The organism is Arsenicicoccus dermatophilus (assembly GCF_046267915.1).
In the GTDB taxonomy this organism is placed as follows: domain Bacteria; phylum Actinomycetota; class Actinomycetes; order Actinomycetales; family Dermatophilaceae; genus Arsenicicoccus; species Arsenicicoccus dermatophilus_A.
Genome location: NZ_CP176520.1, coordinates 2,560,673 through 2,576,976, shown reverse-complemented (window position 1 = coordinate 2,576,976; position 16,304 = coordinate 2,560,673). Strand labels below are relative to the sequence as shown.

The 16,304-nt window shown below is 72.6% G+C and carries 15 protein-coding genes; 6 read left to right on the top strand and 9 right to left on the bottom strand.

Going from position 1 to position 16,304, the window contains the following annotated elements; all coding sequences use genetic code 11:
* The first annotated feature begins 208 nt into the window (after positions 1–208).
* From ACK2IS_RS12165 to ACK2IS_RS12155, 3 genes are all read left to right on the top strand, one after another.
* Positions 209–832, top strand: a complete 624-nt coding sequence (locus tag ACK2IS_RS12165) for a sigma-70 family RNA polymerase sigma factor (RefSeq protein WP_409483584.1) — start codon at positions 209–211, stop codon at positions 830–832.
* The gene (rsrA, locus tag ACK2IS_RS12160; protein WP_409483583.1) at positions 832–1,086 is read left to right on the top strand and encodes a mycothiol system anti-sigma-R factor; all 255 of its coding nucleotides are present in this window, start codon (positions 832–834) and stop codon (positions 1,084–1,086) included. Before ACK2IS_RS12165 ends, rsrA begins: the two co-directional genes overlap by 1 nt.
* A 180-nt stretch (positions 1,087–1,266) precedes the next feature.
* Positions 1,267–3,297: an alpha/beta hydrolase gene (locus ACK2IS_RS12155; RefSeq protein ID WP_409483582.1), complete on the top strand. Its 2,031-nt coding sequence runs from the start codon at positions 1,267–1,269 to the stop codon at positions 3,295–3,297.
* Positions 3,298–3,391: 94 nt separating this feature from the next.
* Here the strand turns inward: ACK2IS_RS12155 and ACK2IS_RS12150 are convergent, their stop codons facing one another.
* The 3 genes from ACK2IS_RS12150 to ACK2IS_RS12140 form a co-directional block, all read right to left on the bottom strand.
* Positions 3,392–3,466, bottom strand: coding sequence for a 50S ribosomal protein bL37 (locus tag ACK2IS_RS12150; RefSeq protein WP_372490264.1), 75 nt, complete (start codon positions 3,464–3,466; stop codon positions 3,392–3,394).
* A 230-nt stretch (positions 3,467–3,696) separates the two neighbouring features.
* Positions 3,697–4,089, bottom strand: a complete 393-nt coding sequence (sodN, locus tag ACK2IS_RS12145; RefSeq protein ID WP_409483581.1) for a superoxide dismutase, Ni — start codon at positions 4,087–4,089, stop codon at positions 3,697–3,699.
* A 110-nt stretch (positions 4,090–4,199) separates the two neighbouring features.
* Complete coding sequence (locus tag ACK2IS_RS12140; protein ID WP_409483580.1) at positions 4,200–4,553, bottom strand: S26 family signal peptidase; 354 nt, start codon at positions 4,551–4,553, stop codon at positions 4,200–4,202.
* A 125-nt stretch (positions 4,554–4,678) separates the two neighbouring features.
* Between ACK2IS_RS12140 and ACK2IS_RS12135 the strand changes: the two genes are divergently transcribed.
* The gene (locus ACK2IS_RS12135; protein ID WP_409483579.1) at positions 4,679–5,644 is read left to right on the top strand and encodes a zinc-binding dehydrogenase; all 966 of its coding nucleotides are present in this window, start codon (positions 4,679–4,681) and stop codon (positions 5,642–5,644) included.
* Positions 5,645–5,717: 73 nt separating this feature from the next.
* Here the strand turns inward: ACK2IS_RS12135 and ACK2IS_RS12130 are convergent, their stop codons facing one another.
* The 4 genes from ACK2IS_RS12130 to ACK2IS_RS12115 form a co-directional block, all read right to left on the bottom strand.
* Positions 5,718–6,305: a cytochrome b5 domain-containing protein gene (locus ACK2IS_RS12130; protein WP_409483578.1), complete on the bottom strand. Its 588-nt coding sequence runs from the start codon at positions 6,303–6,305 to the stop codon at positions 5,718–5,720.
* 120 nt (positions 6,306–6,425) lie between these two features.
* The gene (locus ACK2IS_RS12125; protein WP_409485672.1) at positions 6,426–7,088 is read right to left on the bottom strand and encodes a GDSL-type esterase/lipase family protein; all 663 of its coding nucleotides are present in this window, start codon (positions 7,086–7,088) and stop codon (positions 6,426–6,428) included.
* A gap of 62 nt (positions 7,089–7,150) precedes the next feature.
* A complete protein-coding gene (locus tag ACK2IS_RS12120; RefSeq protein ID WP_409483577.1) occupies positions 7,151–7,324 on the bottom strand; it encodes a DUF6104 family protein in 174 nt (57 codons plus the stop codon).
* 123 nt (positions 7,325–7,447) lie between these two features.
* Positions 7,448–11,362 carry a multifunctional oxoglutarate decarboxylase/oxoglutarate dehydrogenase thiamine pyrophosphate-binding subunit/dihydrolipoyllysine-residue succinyltransferase subunit gene (locus tag ACK2IS_RS12115; RefSeq protein WP_409483576.1) on the bottom strand — a complete coding sequence of 1,305 codons (3,915 nt, stop codon included), beginning with the start codon at positions 11,360–11,362 and terminating at the stop codon, positions 7,448–7,450.
* A gap of 118 nt (positions 11,363–11,480) precedes the next feature.
* Between ACK2IS_RS12115 and ACK2IS_RS12110 the strand changes: the two genes are divergently transcribed.
* Complete coding sequence (locus ACK2IS_RS12110) at positions 11,481–12,860, top strand: hemolysin family protein (RefSeq protein WP_409483575.1); 1,380 nt, start codon at positions 11,481–11,483, stop codon at positions 12,858–12,860.
* Positions 12,857–14,014, top strand: a complete 1,158-nt coding sequence (locus tag ACK2IS_RS12105) for a hemolysin family protein (RefSeq protein ID WP_409483574.1) — start codon at positions 12,857–12,859, stop codon at positions 14,012–14,014. The genes ACK2IS_RS12110 and ACK2IS_RS12105 overlap by 4 nt, the downstream gene beginning before the upstream one ends.
* Here ACK2IS_RS12105 and cofE read toward each other — a convergent pair.
* Together cofE and cofD are read right to left on the bottom strand one after the other, a co-directional pair.
* Positions 14,001–15,062 (bottom strand): coenzyme F420-0:L-glutamate ligase, encoded by a 1,062-nt coding sequence (gene cofE, locus ACK2IS_RS12100; protein WP_409483573.1) that lies wholly within the window; start codon positions 15,060–15,062, stop codon positions 14,001–14,003. The two genes, ACK2IS_RS12105 and cofE, sit on opposite strands and share 14 nt — an antisense overlap.
* Positions 15,059–16,117, bottom strand: coding sequence for a 2-phospho-L-lactate transferase (cofD, locus tag ACK2IS_RS12095; protein WP_409483572.1), 1,059 nt, complete (start codon positions 16,115–16,117; stop codon positions 15,059–15,061). The genes cofE and cofD overlap by 4 nt, the downstream gene beginning before the upstream one ends.
* Positions 16,118–16,304 lie beyond the last annotated feature (187 nt).

Sequence of the window (16,304 nt, the reverse complement as noted above, 5' to 3'; positions counted from 1 at the left end):
GGGGACCAGGCCGCAGGGAGGACGTCCCGCCAGGGGCCGAGCAGGCGTCCCGTCCGCCGGAAATAGCCGGGGAAGGAGGGACGTTGACGGGGAGGACCGCCGACCCGAGGAGCAGCCCGTGCTAGTCACCCCCGTCCTCCCGACGGCCGAGCACCCGTCCCTGGACATCGCGCCGCAGCCCCGGCTCGCCGGACTAGGCTTGCCCACGATGACTGACATCGACGTGGCGACCGAGAGCCCGGCCGAGCGCCAGGCCCGCTTCGAGACCGAGGCGCTGCCCTTCCTCGACCAGCTCTACAGCGCGGCCCTGCGGATGACCCGCAACCCGGCGGACGCGGAGGACCTGGTCCAGGAGACCTACGCCAAGGCCTACGGCGCCTTCCACCAGTACCGGCCCGGCACCAACCTCAAGGCCTGGCTGTACCGCATCATGACGAACGCCTACATCAACACCTACCGCAGGAAGCAGCGGGAGCCGCTGCAGTCCGACGCCGCCGAGATCGAGGACTACCAGCTGGCCCGCGCCGGCTCGCACTCCTCCACCGGCAACCGGTCCGCGGAGATGGAGGCGCTCGACCACCTGCCCGACAGCGACGTCAAGCGGGCGCTGCAGGAGATCCCGGAGGACTTCCGCCTCGCGGTCTACCTCGCGGACGTGGAGGGCTTCGCCTACAAGGAGATCGCCGAGATCATGGGCACGCCCATCGGCACGGTGATGTCCCGCCTGCACCGCGGCCGGCGCCAGCTGCGCGACTTGCTCACCGACTACGCCGTGGAGCGCGGGTTCGTCCCCGGCGCCTCCACCACCGAGGCCGAGGGGGCGGACGCGTGATGGGTGAGCACCTCGACTGCTCCAGCTTCATGGACCACGTCTTCGAGTTCCTCGACGGCGAGCTCGACGAGACGCAGTGCGAGGAGTTCGCCCGGCACCTGCGCGAGTGTCCCCCCTGCCTGGACGAGTACCAGCGGGACCAGGCGCTGAAGGCACTGGTCCGACGCAGCTGCGCCTGCGAGCAGGCCCCCACCCAGCTGCGCACCCAGATCATCGCGAGCTTCACCAGCGTCACCATCGAGTACGGTCGCTGACCGCCCGGGCGAGCCCGCCCCCGACGCCAGGTGCCGGGGCCGGCTGCCCGTCATCACGATCGGTCGACCGGATGCCGTGATTCCCGACCGAGCGCGTCGCCCATGGTCCCGTCTCAGGTACCCGTGCCATCCTGCGAGCACGCCCGGACCGGGGGATCGACGTCGATGGAGGGGCCAGGCATGGAGCTGACGGGAAATGCCTTCGTGATCGTCGCGGTGGCCGTGGCGGTGGCCGCGCTGATCGGTGGCGCGGTGCTGAGCGGGCGGACCGCTCGCAGCCGGGTGGGGCTGGCCCAGCGCCTGCTCGTCCAGCTCGTCGTCGTGGCGCTCGGGGTCACCGCCATGGCGGTCGTCCTCAACCGGGACAACAAGTGGTACGCCAGCTGGTCCGACCTGCTCCACGGGTCGGCCGGCGCGGAGCAGGCGACCACCAGCGGAGCCCAAGGCGCTGCGGCCTTCGCCTCGGACCGCCCCACCCCGACCGCCACGGCCACCCGGCGTACGCTGCCTGCGCTGCCCCAGCCCGGGTCGCGGGTCCAGACCTACACCGTGTCCGGGCCGCGCAGCCGTCTCAGCGGCAAGGTCGTCGTCCTGCTCCCCGAGGGGTACACCGACCCCGCCCAGGCGATGCGGGACTACCCGGTGCTGGTGGCGATGCACGGCTACCCCGGAACCCCTGAGCAGTGGCTCGACGCCATGTCCGCGCAGAAGTCTCTCGACGCGGCCCGGACCGGCGGCAAGACCGGCCCCGTGGTGCTCGTGGCACCCCAGCTGGAGTTTCCCGGAGGCACCGACTCGGAGTGCGTGGACGCCCCCGGCGGTGCCCAGGTCGAGACCTGGCTCGCTGCCGACCTGCCGGCCTGGGCGCGCAGCACCTTGCGCGTCCGCACCGACCGTGCCTCCTGGGCGGCGACCGGCTTTTCCACCGGCGCCTACTGCGCCGCGATGATGGCGGTGAAGCACCCCGACACCTATGGCGGCGCGATCATGCTGGGCGGCTACACCAAGCCCGCGTTCAGCGGGAAGTCACCCCTGACGACCCCGCAGCAGCGGGCAGCGTACGACCTGCCGGCCCTGGTGGCGAGCCACCGTCCGCCGGTCGCCGTCTGGGCGCAGACCTCCGACGTGGACCAGCTGTCCTACGGCTCGACCAAGGCGCTCGCCGCCGCGGCCACGGCCCCCACCTCGGTGACCACCCTGCTCGACCACGGCACCGGGCACCGCACGGCGGTCTGGGCGGCGCACCTGCCCGCCGCCCTCCAGTGGCTCGGCGCCACCGTCCCCGGCTTCTCGGTCAAGGCGGCCGTCGCGACGCCGACGGCCGGCCCCGCCACGCCGGCCACCCCTGCCGTGGCAGCCGCGCCGACCCTGCCCCCCGGGTTCGCCCCGCTGCCGGTGGCCAAGGGTCGACTGATGAAGACCGTCCTCGCCGGGAAGGCCTCCGGCGTCACCATGCCCGTCTGGGTGTGGCTGCCCCCGGCCTACGACGACCCGGCCAAGGCCGGCACCCGCTTCCCGGTGCTGATGATGTTTCCGGGCGGTGACGGTGCGGGGTACACCCAGTGGTACCAGTTCGGCCAGCCCCAGCTGCTCGCCGACGGCGCCCAGGCGGGGACGTTCTCGGACTTCGTGATGGTCATGCCCTCCATGCAGGTCGCCAAGAACCTCGACACCGAGTGCACCGACCTGCCCGGCCAGCCGAGGGTGGAGACCTTCTTCGTCCAGGACGTGGTCGGGATGGTCAAGCAGAACTTCCGCGTGCTGCCGCAGGCGACCGCCTGGGCCGCAGGGGGCGACTCCAGCGGGGCCTACTGCGGGGCCCGTCTCGCCTTCGCCCACCCCACGACGTTCTCGACGGTCGCCTCGCTGTCGGGCTACTTCGTCATCGACAGCAACGTGCCGTCCGGAAAGACCGCCGCGGCCCTCGCCACCAGCCCCAAGGCTCTCGCCTCGGGCCCCAACCCGCCCCCGGTCACGTTGCGGAACTGGGTCGGGAGCAACGCCGAGGAGCAGTTCTCGGCAAAGGTCTACCGCTCGTTCGCGGCCGTGGTGAAACCACCTACCAAGGTGAGCCTGGCGCAGGGCCGGGGCGGCCACAACTGGAAGTCCTTCCGGACGATGCTGCCCGAGCTGTTCGCCTGGCTCACCCAGCAGCTCGACAAGCCGGCCGCCGGTCCGACGCCTCCCGGTGCCCGGCCCGCGGCGCACTGACGCCGACGGGCCCGCACCGAGCCGGTATGCCGAAGGCCCCTGCCGCACCAGCGGTCAGGGGCCTACGTGCGTCGCCGGACGCGTGATCGAACGATCAGGCGTTGGGCTTGCGGCCGTGGTTGGCGCCGTTCTTCTTACGGGCACGACGCTTGCGGGCGCGCTTGCTCATGAGGACTCCTCGGATCGGGTATCGCGGCCGCCCCGGAGACCGGGGCAGCGCGTTGGCCCAGGACGGGCCTCAAACAGCAAGTGTCGCACAGGAGCGCGGCCGCCCCGAAACCGGTCCGCGTCGCGGGCGGGGGACCCGGGACGCTGCGAGCCCCGCGGGCGCCTCGGGTGCGGACCGGGGCAGGGACGACGGCGTCCTGCGGGTGGCCGCACCCTCGACGACGGCCGGGGTCAGGCCTTCTTGGTCTCCGCGAAGATGGTGGCGATCTCGTCGATCTTGGCCAGGAGCTCGTCGGCCTTGGCGATGTCCCACTCGCCCTTGGTGCCGGAGGCGCCCGCGAGCTTGGTGGCCTCGTTGACGAGGGTGTGCAGCTGCGGGAACTTCTCGAAGTGCGGGGCCTTGAAGTAGTCGGTCCACAGCACCCACAGGTGCTCCTTGACCAGCTGGGAGCGCTGCTCCTTGATGAGGGTGGCGCGCATCCTGAACTCGGGGTCCTGGTTGTCCCGGACCTTCTCCATGATGGCCTTGACGGACTGGGCCTCGATCCGGGCCTGGGCGGGGTCGTAGACACCGCAGGGCAGGTCGCAGTGGGCGTGGACCTCGACGGGGGCGAACGTGAACATCGTCAGTTCCTTTCGCGAAGACTGTGCGTGGCGGGACGCCACGTCTGGGCACCAACCTAACCCGACCGGCGGGGGGCTGGCGATCTTGCCGGGCCCGCCGGAGCGGGCCGTCACCCCTCGGGGCGGGAGAATCGCGGCAGTCGCAGCAGCGGTGTGGGGACGCGCTTGACCACCAGGCCCTCGATGTCCTCGTCCCGCAGGGCGCCGACGTGCCAGGAGTCGATCCCCTCGCGCGGGTTGTCCCGCTCGACCCACCAGCCCTCGCGGGTCTTGGGATCACGACCCGTGACGCGCTTGACGGACAGCGGACGGGGCCCCTGCTCGCCGTCGGGCAGCCGGACGACGGCCAGCCGGCCGATCCGCGGACGAGCCCCGAAGGCCACGAGCAGCCAGTCGCCCTCGTGCAGGGTCGGCTCCATCGAACGACCGCGGACGACGGCGAAACCAAGGCGGGGGCGAGGCATCCAGGGACCTATCTGACGAGTCGGGTGCTGCGTGCCGGTCCAGCCTATGCCGTGCGGCCCGGCTCCGGGCCCCCGCCTCCGCCGCACCGGCTGCGAGCACTCCCGGGCTGGCATAGGTTCGGCCCATGCTCGCCGCCTACGCCGCCCGTCAGTCCGCCGACGACCCGCTCTCCGCGCTGGAGGTGGGGGAGCAGCCGGAGCCGCAGGCGCGCCCCGGGTGGGTCACCGTGACCCTGCGGGCGTCCGGGCTCAACCACCACGACCTGTGGTCCCTCAAGGGGGTCGGGCTGCTCCCCGATCGGCTCCCCATGATCCTGGGGTGCGACGGGGCCGGCGTGACCCCCGACGGGGACGAGGTCATCGTCCACGCCGTCGTGGCGAGCGAGGGCTGGCGTGGCGACGAGACCCTCGACCCGCGCCGGACGCTGCTGTCCGAGCTGCACCCCGGCACCATCGCCGAGCGGGTGGCCGTCCCCACCCACAACCTCGTCCCCAAGCCCGCCGCGCTGTCCTGGGAGCACGCGGCCTGCCTGTCCACCGCGTGGCTCACGGCATACCGGATGCTGTTCACCCACGCCGCGGTCCAGCCGGGCGCGACCGTCCTGGTGCAGGGGGCGGGGGGCGGAGTCGCCACGGCGCTCGTGCAGCTCGGGGCCGCGGCCGGTCTGCGCGTGTGGGCGACCTCGCGGGACGAGACCAAGCGACGCAAGGCCCTGGAGCTGGGGGCTACCGAGGTCTTCGAGCCGGGCGCGCGGCTGCCCCGACGCGTGGACGCCGTGCTGGACACCGTGGGCGCGGCGGTCTGGCGGCACTCGATCAAGTCACTGGAGGCGGGTGGCACCCTGGTCACCGCGGGCGCGACCACCGGTGACCCCCAGCGCACGGAGCTGCCGGACATCTTCTTCCGGCAGCTGCGGGTCGTCGGCTCCACGATGGGCAACCGGGGGGAGCTGGAGCGCCTCGCGCACCTCGTCGTCGACCGGCGCATCGAACCGGCCGTGGACAGCACCACCTCGCTGCCGGGGGCCCGGCGAGGTTTCGAGCGGCTGGCCGGATCGGACCTGTTCGGCAAGGTGATCGTCACGCACTGACCCGTCGTGGCGCTCACCGCTCGCGGGACGACGAGGAGGGCGTGACCGCGATCACGCCCTCCTCGCGCTCAGGTCACTTGGTGAGGGTGCCGATCTGGAAGGTCGCCAGACGCGCCTTGGCCTCGGCGTTGGTGGCGTGCTGGGCGGTGAACTGCGCGGTGGCGTCCTGACCGCAGATGCCCTCGATGCGCTTCGGGCCGCCCGGGTGGCGGCTGATCCACTTGGTGAGGTCGTAGACCTTGCCGTCGATGGCGGCCCAGCAGGAGGTGGCGTTGTCGTGGTCGTTGACCACGGCGATGGTGTAGGACTTGCCACCGGCGGCAGGGGTGGCCGCGGAGGACGACGGGGTGCCGACCGTGGTGGCGACCGTGCTGGTCACCGTGGCAGAGGCGGCGTTGTCGATCGCCGTGGCGGCTTGGGAGGCGCCGTTCGTCGCGGCCGTGGCGGCCTCGGAGGCGCCCTTCGACGCAGCCGTGGCGGCCTGGGAGGCCGCCGTCGAGGCGGCGGTGGCAGCGGCGGCGCCGGCGGTGCTGGCGGCGGCGCCGACCGACGACGCGGCGTCGCCGGCGCTCTTGGCGGCGTCCGAGCCGCAGGCAGACAGCGACGACGCGGCGACGAGGCCGGCGGCGATGGCGACAGAGGTGCGCAGGGCGCGGGGCATGTCAGTCTCCTTCCGGCGGCCGCGAGGTGCGGACGCGGCTCCACCTTAAAGGGTGCCTGGTCTCACGCAGGGTCATCGCCGGAGCCGTTCCCGAGTCGTGATACGCGCCTTGGCGGACACTCAGCGCGACAGCCGCATCCAGCCGTCCCATCCGCCGTGCAGGACCAGCCAGGCGATCAGCCCGTACCCCGCCTGACCGGGGTGGAAGCCGTCGCCGGTGGCGTCCAGGTCGCTCACCCACTGGTCGTGCCCCTGCAGCGGGCGGAAGCAGTCCACGAAGGGCACCCCGCGGCGGGCGCACACGTCGGCCTGGGCCTCGGTGACGATCTCCAGCGTGGAGTTGAAGGTCGGGTCGTTGGTCGGCGTCGACCCCACCACGAAGGCCGCGATGCCCTGGGCCTGCGCGTCGTCGAGCACGTTGGCGAGGTTGAGCCGGGACCGGGCGGTGGTGATCCCGGTGAGGACGTCGGCGTGACCGACGCTGATCACGAGCCGACGCTCCGAGCGGCCCCGCCACCGGGGCGGGCACTCGCTGCGCCACCGGGCCAGGACGTCCGCCGACGAGTCGCCGCGGATGCCCAGGTTGTAGGCCGAGAGCTGGACGTCCGGGTGCTGGGTCCGCGAGACGACCCGGGACACCCAGCCCAGGCCCTTGGGGTCGCCGTAGCCCGCCACGAAGGAATCACCGATGAACACCAGCCCCACGTCCCGGGGACCGTGCTCGTCGTCCACCGGGGCGACGTTGTGGGGGGAGGGGTTGTAGTCCTGCGGGTCGCGGAACACCACGGGTGGATCCTTGTCTGTCGGGCGTCGGACGGACCGAGAGCTGCGGTGGCCGAGAGCTGTCACTCGTCGTCGTCGAGACGGGCCAGCCAGGTGGCGAGCCGCTCGACCGGCACCTCGAACTCGGGGTTGAGGTCGACGAAGGTCCTCATCTGCTCCGCCAGCCAGCCGAAGCTGAACTCCTCGTCACCCCTGCGCTGTTCGAGCTCTTCCAGGCCGCGGTCGGTGAAGTACACGGTCGTCATTGTGCCCCATCCGGACGCACCGGCCAGCGGGGCGTGCCGACGTGGACACAGATTTGCCCGGCACGGCGGCGGGCCCGCCCACCAGGGTGGACGGGCCCGTCAGGGAGGAGGGGATCAGCGCTCGAGGGCGCGCTCCATGAGCGAGGCCTGCTCGACCGCGTGCGCCTTGGAGGAGCCCGTCGACGGAGCGGCCGAGGCGGGGCGGGAGACCAGACGGAAGGAGCGCTTCTCGCCGTGGCGGGCGAGCAGCTCCGGCGCCGTGAGCGCGACGTACGGCCAGGTGCCCTGGTTGGCGGGCTCGTCCTGGACCCAGACGATCTCGGCCTCGGGGTAGTCCGCCAGCGCCTGGGCGAGTTCCTTGGCCGGGAACGGGGCGATCTGCTCCACGGTCATGATCGCCGTGCGGTCGTCGCCGAGCTTCTGCCGGTGGGCGTCGAGCTCGTAGTAGACCTTGCCGGAGCAGAGCAGCACCCGGTCGACCGTGGCGGCGTCGATGCCGGTGCGCTCCGGGATGACCGGCCGGAAGGTGCCGGTGGTGAAGTCCTCCGGCGAGCTCGCCGCGGCCTTGAGCCGCAGCATGGACTTCGGGGTCGCCACGATCAGCGGGCGGCGCGGCCGGGCGTAGGCCTGCCGGCGCAGCAGGTGGAAGTAGGAAGCCGGGGTGCTCGGGAAGGCGACCGTCATGTTGTCCTGCGCGCACAGCTGCAGGTAGCGCTCGATCCGGGCCGAGGAGTGGTCCGGCCCCTGGCCCTCGTAGCCGTGGGGGAGGAGCAGGACGACGGAGGACCGCTGGCCCCACTTCTGCTCCGAGGAGGAGATGAACTCGTCGACGATGCTCTGGGCGCCGTTGGCGAAGTCGCCGAACTGCGCCTCCCACAGCACGAGGGCGTCCGGGCGCTCGACGGAGTAGCCGTACTCGAAGCCCATCGCGGCGAACTCGCTCAACAGCGAGTCGTAGACCCAGAAGCGGGCCTGACCCTTGCCCAGGTAGAGCAGCGGGGTCCACTCCTCCGCCGTCTCCTTGTCGATCAGCACCGAGTGGCGCTGGACGAAGGTTCCGCGGCGGGAGTCCTGGCCGGCCAGGCGGACCGGCGTGCCCTCCATCAGCAGCGAGCCGAACGCGATGAGCTCGCCCGTTCCCCAGTCGATGCCGCCGTTGGCGACGGAGTCCGCACGCTTCTCCAGCATCTGGCGCAGCTTGGGGTGCACGGTGAAACCCTCGGGAGTGGCGACGAAGGCCTTGCCGAGGTGCTGGAGCGTGTCCGCGGTGATGGCCGTCTCCACGACCTTGGCCGGGGCCTTGTCGTCCGCCTCCTGCGCCTGCGGTCGCTCCAGGCCGGCGGGGCCCGAGTCGCGCCCGGCCTTGGCGGCCTTGACCGCCTCGCGGGTCTCCACGAAGACCCGCTCCAGCTGCTGCTGGTAGTCCTGCAGCGCCTCCTCGGCCTGCTCGACCGTGATGTCGCCACGGCCGATGAGGGCCTCGGTGTAGAGCTTGCGGACGCTGCGCTTGGCCTCGATGAGGTTGTACATCAGCGGCTGGGTCATCGAGGGGTCGTCGCCCTCGTTGTGCCCGCGTCGGCGGTAGCACACCATGTCGATGACGACGTCCTTGGCGAACCGCTGGCGGAACTCGTAGGCCAGCTCGGCCACCCGGACGCAGGCCTCGGGGTCGTCGCCGTTGACGTGGAAGATCGGGGCCTGGATCATCCGGGCCACGTCCGTGGAGTAGACGCTCGACCGCGAGCTCGACGGCGCGGTGGTGAAGCCCACCTGGTTGTTCACGACGATGTGGATCGTGCCCCCGGTGCGGTAGCCACGCAGCTGGGACAGGTGCAGGGTCTCCGCGACCACGCCCTGGCCGGCGAAGGCCGCGTCGCCGTGCATGAGCACGGGAAGGACGGTGAAGGCCTCCCCGGCGTGCCCGAGGCGGTCCTGCTTGGCCCGGACGATGCCCTCGAGCACCGGGTTGACGGCCTCCAGGTGCGAGGGGTTGGCGGCGAGGTAGACCTTGGTCTGCCGGCCGTCGTCGGAGGTGAAGGTGCCCTCGGTGCCCAGGTGGTACTTCACGTCGCCCGAGCCCTGAACCGAGGAGGGGTCCTGGACGCCCTCGAACTCCTTGAAGATCTGGCCGTAGGACTTGCCCGCGATGTTGGCCAGGACGTTGAGGCGACCACGGTGGGGCATGCCGATGCACACCTCGTCCATCGAGTCCTCGGCGGCCCGGGTCAGGATGCGGTCGAGCAGGGCGATGGCGGACTCGCCGCCCTCCAGCGAGAACCGCTTCTGGCCGACGAACTTGGTCTGCAGGAAGGTCTCGAAGGCCTCGGCGGCGTTGAGCCGGCGCAGGATCCGCAGCTGCTCCTCGGCCGTCTGCCGGTCGTGGTGGACCTCCACCCGGTCCTGGATCCACTGGCGCTGGTCCGGGTCCTGGATGTGCATGTACTCCACGCCGACGGTGCGGCAGTAGGAGTCCCGCAGGATGCCGAGGATGTCGCGCAGGTGCATCAGCGGCTTGCCGCCGAAGCCACCCGTCGCAAACTCCCGCTCCAGGTCCCACAGGGTCAGGCCGTGGCGCTCGATGTCCAGGTCCGGGTGGCGGCGCTGGACGTACTCCAGCGGGTCGATGTCGGCCATCAGGTGGCCCCGGACGCGGTAGGCGTGGATCAGCTGCTGGACGCGGGCCGTCTTGTTGACGTCGTCCTCGTGCCCGGCCGAGATGTCCTGGACCCAGCGCACCGGCTCGTAGGGGATGCGCAGCGAGGCGAAGACCTCGTCGTAGAAGCCGTGCCGGCCGAGCAGCAGCTCGTGGATGACCTTGAGGAACTCGCCGGAGCCGGCGCCCTGGATGATCCGGTGGTCGTAGGTGCTGGTCAGCGTCAGGATCTTGCTCACCGCGTGCCGGTTGAGGGTCTCCTGCGCGGCGCCCTGCCACTCGGCGGGGTACTCCAGCGAGCCGACGCCGATGATGGCGCCCTGGCCCTGCATGAGCCGGGGGGTGGACGAGTTGGTGCCGATGCCGCCGGGGTTGGTCAGCGAGATCGTGGTGCCGGCGAAGTCGTCGACGGTCAGCTTGCCGCCGCGGGCCTTGCGGATCAGCTCCTCGTACGCCGTCCAGAAGTGGACGAAGTCCATCGTCTCCGCGGACTTGATCGAGGGCACCACCAGCGAGCGGGTTCCGTCCGGCTTGGGGAGGTCGATCGCGATGCCGAGGTTGACGTGGGCGGGCTTGACCAGCGCCGGCTTGCCGTCCTCGATCCGGAAGGAGTGGTTCATCTCCGGCATCGTCTGCAGCGCCTTGACCATGGCGAAGCCGATGATGTGGGTGAAGGACACCTTGCCGCCGCGCGAGCGGCGCAGGTGGTTGTTGATGACGATGCGGTTGTCGATCAGGGCCTTGGCCGGGACCGCACGCAGGCTCGTGGCGGTGGGCACCTGCAGGCTCGCGTCCATGTTGGTGACCACCCGGGCGGCCGGGCCCTTGAGCACGACGACCTCGTCCTCGGTCTGCGGGCCGGGCTGCCTGACCGCGGGGATGTCCCGGGGCGTGGGCTTGGCCTGCGCGTCGCCGGGGCGCGCGCCCATGGCGGACCTCGGCGTGGCCGGGTCACCCGGCGCGGCCTGGGTGGGTCCGGACGCCCCGGGCCGCGCGGCCGCGCGGTCCTGGCCGGCCGCGCCCGCCTTGCCAGGATCGATCGCGCGGTCGGTGGCCTGCTCGGGGGAGGCCGACTCGGGCTTGGCCGCGCCGGTCGAGGGCGACGCGGGCGCGGCGTCGACCCGGCCCGGCCGAGGTGCGGAGGCGCCCGCCTGCGAGCCCCGGGCCGGTGCGGCAGCCGTACCGCCCTGGCCATCGCCGTGCCCGGACCCGGGGGTGTAGTCCTCGAAGAACGACCACCAGGCCCGGTCCACCGAGCTCTTGTCCTGCTTGTACTGCTCGTACAGCTCGTCGACGAGCCATTGGTTGGCTCCGAAGGAGGTCGAGGGGGTGGGGCCGCTGGGGGGCGTGGTCACGGCTGGGATCGCCTCTTTCATGGATTCGCGTCGACGTCGACCGAGAGTGCCTACGGGGTCAGAGTAACCCCCAAGCCTTCGACCTGCCGGGGAGCGGAACCACGGTGACCGCCCTGTCGACCGTAGGATCGGGCCCACTATGACCGAATGGTTGCTCCTGCTGGCAGCGGTGCTCCTCACCGGCTGCGCGGCCTTCTTCGTCGCGGCGGAGTTCTCGCTGGTGGCGCTCGACCGACCGACCGTCCAGCGGGCCGTGGACGCGGGGGACACGGCGGCGCGCCCGGTGCTCACGTCCCTGCGCACCCTCTCGACGCAGCTGTCCGCCGCCCAGGTGGGCATCACCCTCACCACGCTGCTCACCGGCTTCATCGCCGAGCCCGCCATCGGCGGCCTGATCCGGGGACCCCTGCTCGGCCTCGGGGTGCCGGCGTCCGCGGTCCCTGCCGTCTCGACCACGGTCGCGATGCTCCTGGCCACCGTGGCCTCGATGATCGGCGGCGAGCTCGTCCCGCAGTTCCTCGGCCTGTCCGCCCCGCTGCCCACCGCCAAGGTCGTCACCCGCCCGGTCCGGATCTTCAGCCTCCTGGCCAGGCCCCTCATCGTCGTGCTCAACGGGTCGGCCAACGCCTTCCTGCGCCGGCTCGGCATCGAGCCGCAGGAAGAGCTCTCGGCGGCCCGCACCCCGCAGGAGCTGGCCTCCATGGTGCGCCGCTCCGCCGAGGCCGGGACCATCGACGAGGACACGGCCCGGCTGCTCACCCGGTCCCTGGGCTTCGGCGAGCGGACCGCCGACGACGTGATGACCCCCCGGGTCCGCTGCGAGACGGTCGAGCGGTCCGCGTCGGCCGCGGACGTCCTGACCCTCGCCCGGCGGACCGGGCACTCGCGCTTCCCGGTGATCGGGGAGGACCTGGACGACGTCGACGGCGTCGTCCACGTCAAGCGTGCCCTCGCCGTGCCCCACGAGCGCCGCCAGGAGGTGCCGGTGTCCGCCCTCATGGTCGACGCCCTGCACGTGCCCGAGACGATCCGGCTCGACCCCCTCCTGCTGCTGCTGCGCCGGCACAGCTTCCAGATGGCCGTCGTCCTCGACGAGTACGGCGGCACCTCCGGCGTGGTCACCCTGGAGGACGTGATCGAGGAGATCGTCGGGGAGGTCGCCGACGAGCACGACCGCCGCGGACCCCAGGCCCACGCCCGCCGCGACGGGACCTGGACGGTCCCCGGGCTGTGGCGCACCGACGAGGTCCGCGACCGCGTGGGCGCGGCCATCCCCGAGGCGCCCACCTACGAGACGCTGGGCGGGTTCGTCATGGCCCGGCTCGGCCGGGTGCCCGAGGTCGGCGACGAGGTCGAGATCGAGGGCTGGCACCTCACGGTCGAGGGCATGGACGGCCGCCGGGTCGACCGGCTCCGGCTCGAGGCACGACACGACCCGCCCGGCGACGGACAGGGGCACGCCCAGGCGGGCTCGCCCGACGCCTCCTCCGGCATACGACAGCAGGGGGAGACCCGATGAGCACCGCCGCCGCACTGTGGATCTCGATCATCCTGCTGCTGGGCAACGCGTTCTTCGTGGGCGCGTCGTTCGCCGCGATGGCGGCCCGCCGGTCCGCTCTCGAGCCGCTCGCCGCGGAGGGCTCCACCGCGGCCCGGCGCTGCCTCGACGCACTGGAGCAGGTCTCCACCCTGCTCGTCTGCTGCCAGCTCGGGATCACCGTCTGCTCGCTGGGGATCGGCGCGCTCGCCGAGGTCGCGCTGCACCACCTCTTCGAGGGCTGGCTGGAGGCCGCCCACCTGTCCGCCGCCCTCGCCGGCCCGCTCGCGCTGGTGCTCGCGCTGCTGCTCGTGGTCTACCTGCACGTCGTCGTGGGGGAGATGATCCCCAAGAACCTCGCCATCGCCGGACCCGAGCGAGCCGCCCTCGTGCTCGTCCCGGCGCTCCTCACCGTCACCCGCGTCCTGCGGCCGATCATCTGGGTGATGGAGCGGCTGGCCAAGTCCATCGTGCGCGCCGTGGGGATCGAGCCCAAGGACGAGCTCGCCTCCACCTTCACGACCGAGGAGGTCGGGGAGATCGTCGCCGAGAGCCACCGCGAGGGGCTGCTGGAGGCCGAGCAGCACGGGCTGGTGCAGGGTGCGCTGGAGTTCAGCGACCGGCTCGCGCACGAGGTGGCCGTGCCCCTGGAGCGGGTCGTGTCGCTCACCCAGGGCGCCACCCCGCAGGACCTCGAGCGGCTGGTCGCCAGGCACGGCTACTCGCGCTACCTGGTGCGCTCCGAGGACGGCGACATCGTGGGCTACCTGCACCTCAAGGACATCCTGTACGCCCGCGACGAGGACGTGGACGAGCCCATCCCCCCGAAGCGGCTGCGTCGCCTCGCGACGGTCCACGCCGACGACGAGGTCGAGGACGTGCTCGCCGCGATGCAGCGGACCGGGCGGCACCTCGCCCAGGTGCTCGCCGCGCACGACGACCGCGAGGTCACCGGTGTGGTCTTCCTCGAGGACGTCCTGGAGGAGCTCGTCGGCGAGGTGAGCGACCAGTCCCAGAAGGCCGTCGAGCGGGTCGCCCGGGTGCGGGCCGCGGCCAGCTCGGTCGGGGGGGAGGAGACCGTGGTCGACCCCGTGCGTCATGGGCGGTCCACGGCGGGGCCGCTCACCGATCGCTGAGCAGCACCTCCGCCGCGGTACCGCACACATCCTCCTGGGCCACGACAAGATCCTCGGCCGCACAGGCCACCTCGAGCCGGGCCAGAGCGCGGCCGAGGCTCGTCGCGTCGGTCGCGTCGAGCCGGATCCGATCCTCCTCGGCAGCCGCGACGGCCACCTGGGGGAGCGTCAGCAAGGCCAGTCGGACGGCCCGGTCGCAGCGCGCGCCGAGCTCCTCGGCGACCAGCGGGCGGACTCCCACGCGCTCGCTGGACGGGCTCCCCGGCGGGGCACCCAGCGCAGCGCGGACGGCCTCGACGTGGCCGAGCGCGAACCAGTCCCCGGGGCCCGTCCGGACCAGGGAGCGGGCCCCCGGCCCACGGTCAGGACCGACCAGGTGCGCCAGTCCGCGCACGACCGCGGCCCCGACGCCGGATGCCTTGCCCTTGACCAGGTCGGCGGCCGAGGCGACCTCGTCGGCGACCGCGCGGGAGGTGACCACCAGCGAGCGGCCGTCGTGGTCGACCCCACCCCGCAGGTCGTCGGCGGGGCTGAGCCCGGCGCACCCCAGGGCGAGGTCGGCCTGGCCGCCGCGCCAGGGCCGGCCCGCGGTGTCCGTGAGCAGCACCCCGACCCGGGCCCCGACCTCGGCCCGGAGCTGCCGCCTCAGCCGTTCCGCCGCGGCGTCGGGATCCTCGGGCAGGACGAGCAGCCCGCCCTGGTCGCCGGTGTTGGAGGCATCGACCCCCGCCGCCGCCATGACGGGTCCGGCGACGGCCTCGACGATGCGGGTGACTCCCGCAGGGGTCGCGCGCTCGGCGACGACGCGAACCGACTGGGAACGGACGAGCGCGTCCTTGGCACCTCGCTCCCCGGCCCAGGGGCGCCGCAGCCCCTCGGCCTTGGAGACCAGCTTGCTGGAGACCGCCAGGACGTCGCCGTCCTGCAGGCCCCCCGGCACGGACCGTACGACGGCGTGGGCCAGCACCGCCGCCAGGTCCGTGGTGTCGGTGACCTCGGGCAGGCCGAGCACGGGGTGGATCTCGACGGGGTCGGGTGCGGCGCTCACCGGTCCGTGACCGGGGCCGCCGCGTGGCCGTCGCCCGCCGCCAGTTCCAGGCCCAGACGCAGCGCCTCGGCGGCGATGGCCGCGGTGGCGGGCACGTCGGTCATCAGCAGGGGCCGCGCGACCACCCTGAGGTCGCGCCGGGTGCGGGCCAGGGTCGCCCCGGCAGCGGCGTCGGACTCGTCCACCAGCCAACCGTCGAGGAAGTCGGCATACAGCCCGGCCACCGCCTCGGTCGTGGTGGGCAGCCCCAGCGCGGCGAGGCAGGCGTCGGCGTGCCCGCGCACCGGACGGCCACCGATCACGGGGGAGACGCCCACCACGGGTGCGCGGCAGCCCCGCACGGCATCGCGCACCCCGGGCACGGACAGGATGATGCCGATGGACACGACCGGGTTGGACGGCGGCAGCAGGATCAGGTCGGCGCCGCGGATGGCGTCCAGGACCCCGGGAGCGGGAGCGGCCCGGTCCAGCCCGGCCACGACGAAGCGGTGGGCGGGCAGGGCGGCCTGGTGCCGCACCCACCACTCCTGGAAGTGGATGGCGCTCTGCCCGCCCTCGCGGTCCGGGTCGTCGACGACCACGTGCGTCTCGACGGGGGTGTCCGTCATCGGAAGCAGCCGGACGCCGCGCTCGGGCAGTCCCCACCGGTCGGCCAGGCGAGCGGTGACCTGGGACAGGGGAGCCCCCTGGGCGAGCCACTGGGAGCGGGCGACGTGGGTCGCGACGTCCTTGTCCCCCAGCCCGAACCACTGCGGCTCGGCGCCGTAGGCCGCGAGCTCGGACTGGACCACGTGCGACTCGTCCGACCGACCCCAGCCCTGACCCTCGTGGATCCCGCCGCCGAGGGTGTACATCATCGTGTCCAGGTCCGGGCAGACCCGGAGCCCGAAGAGGGTGATGTCGTCGCCGGTGTTGCCGACGACGGTGACCGCGTGCGGGCCGCCCGGCAGTGGGGACGGGGCGATCCCGGCCGCGTCGGTCGAGGTGGTGAGCTCGAGGAGGCCGCGCAGGAAGCGAGCGCCGCCGACCCCTCCGGCGAGAGTGACTATCCGCATGCCAAGATCCTTGCATACACTCTTTCGGGTCAATATCCTTACTTCTTCGTCATGATCTGTCACGAAGGCGAATCGCCGGGCTGACGTGCACCGATGGACTGGCCGGGGCGGTGCCAGATGGGCCGAAAGGGTGGCGAAACCGCCATCTTCCCGGCATCTCCTAGCACTGGGGCGCTTGACTGTCGGC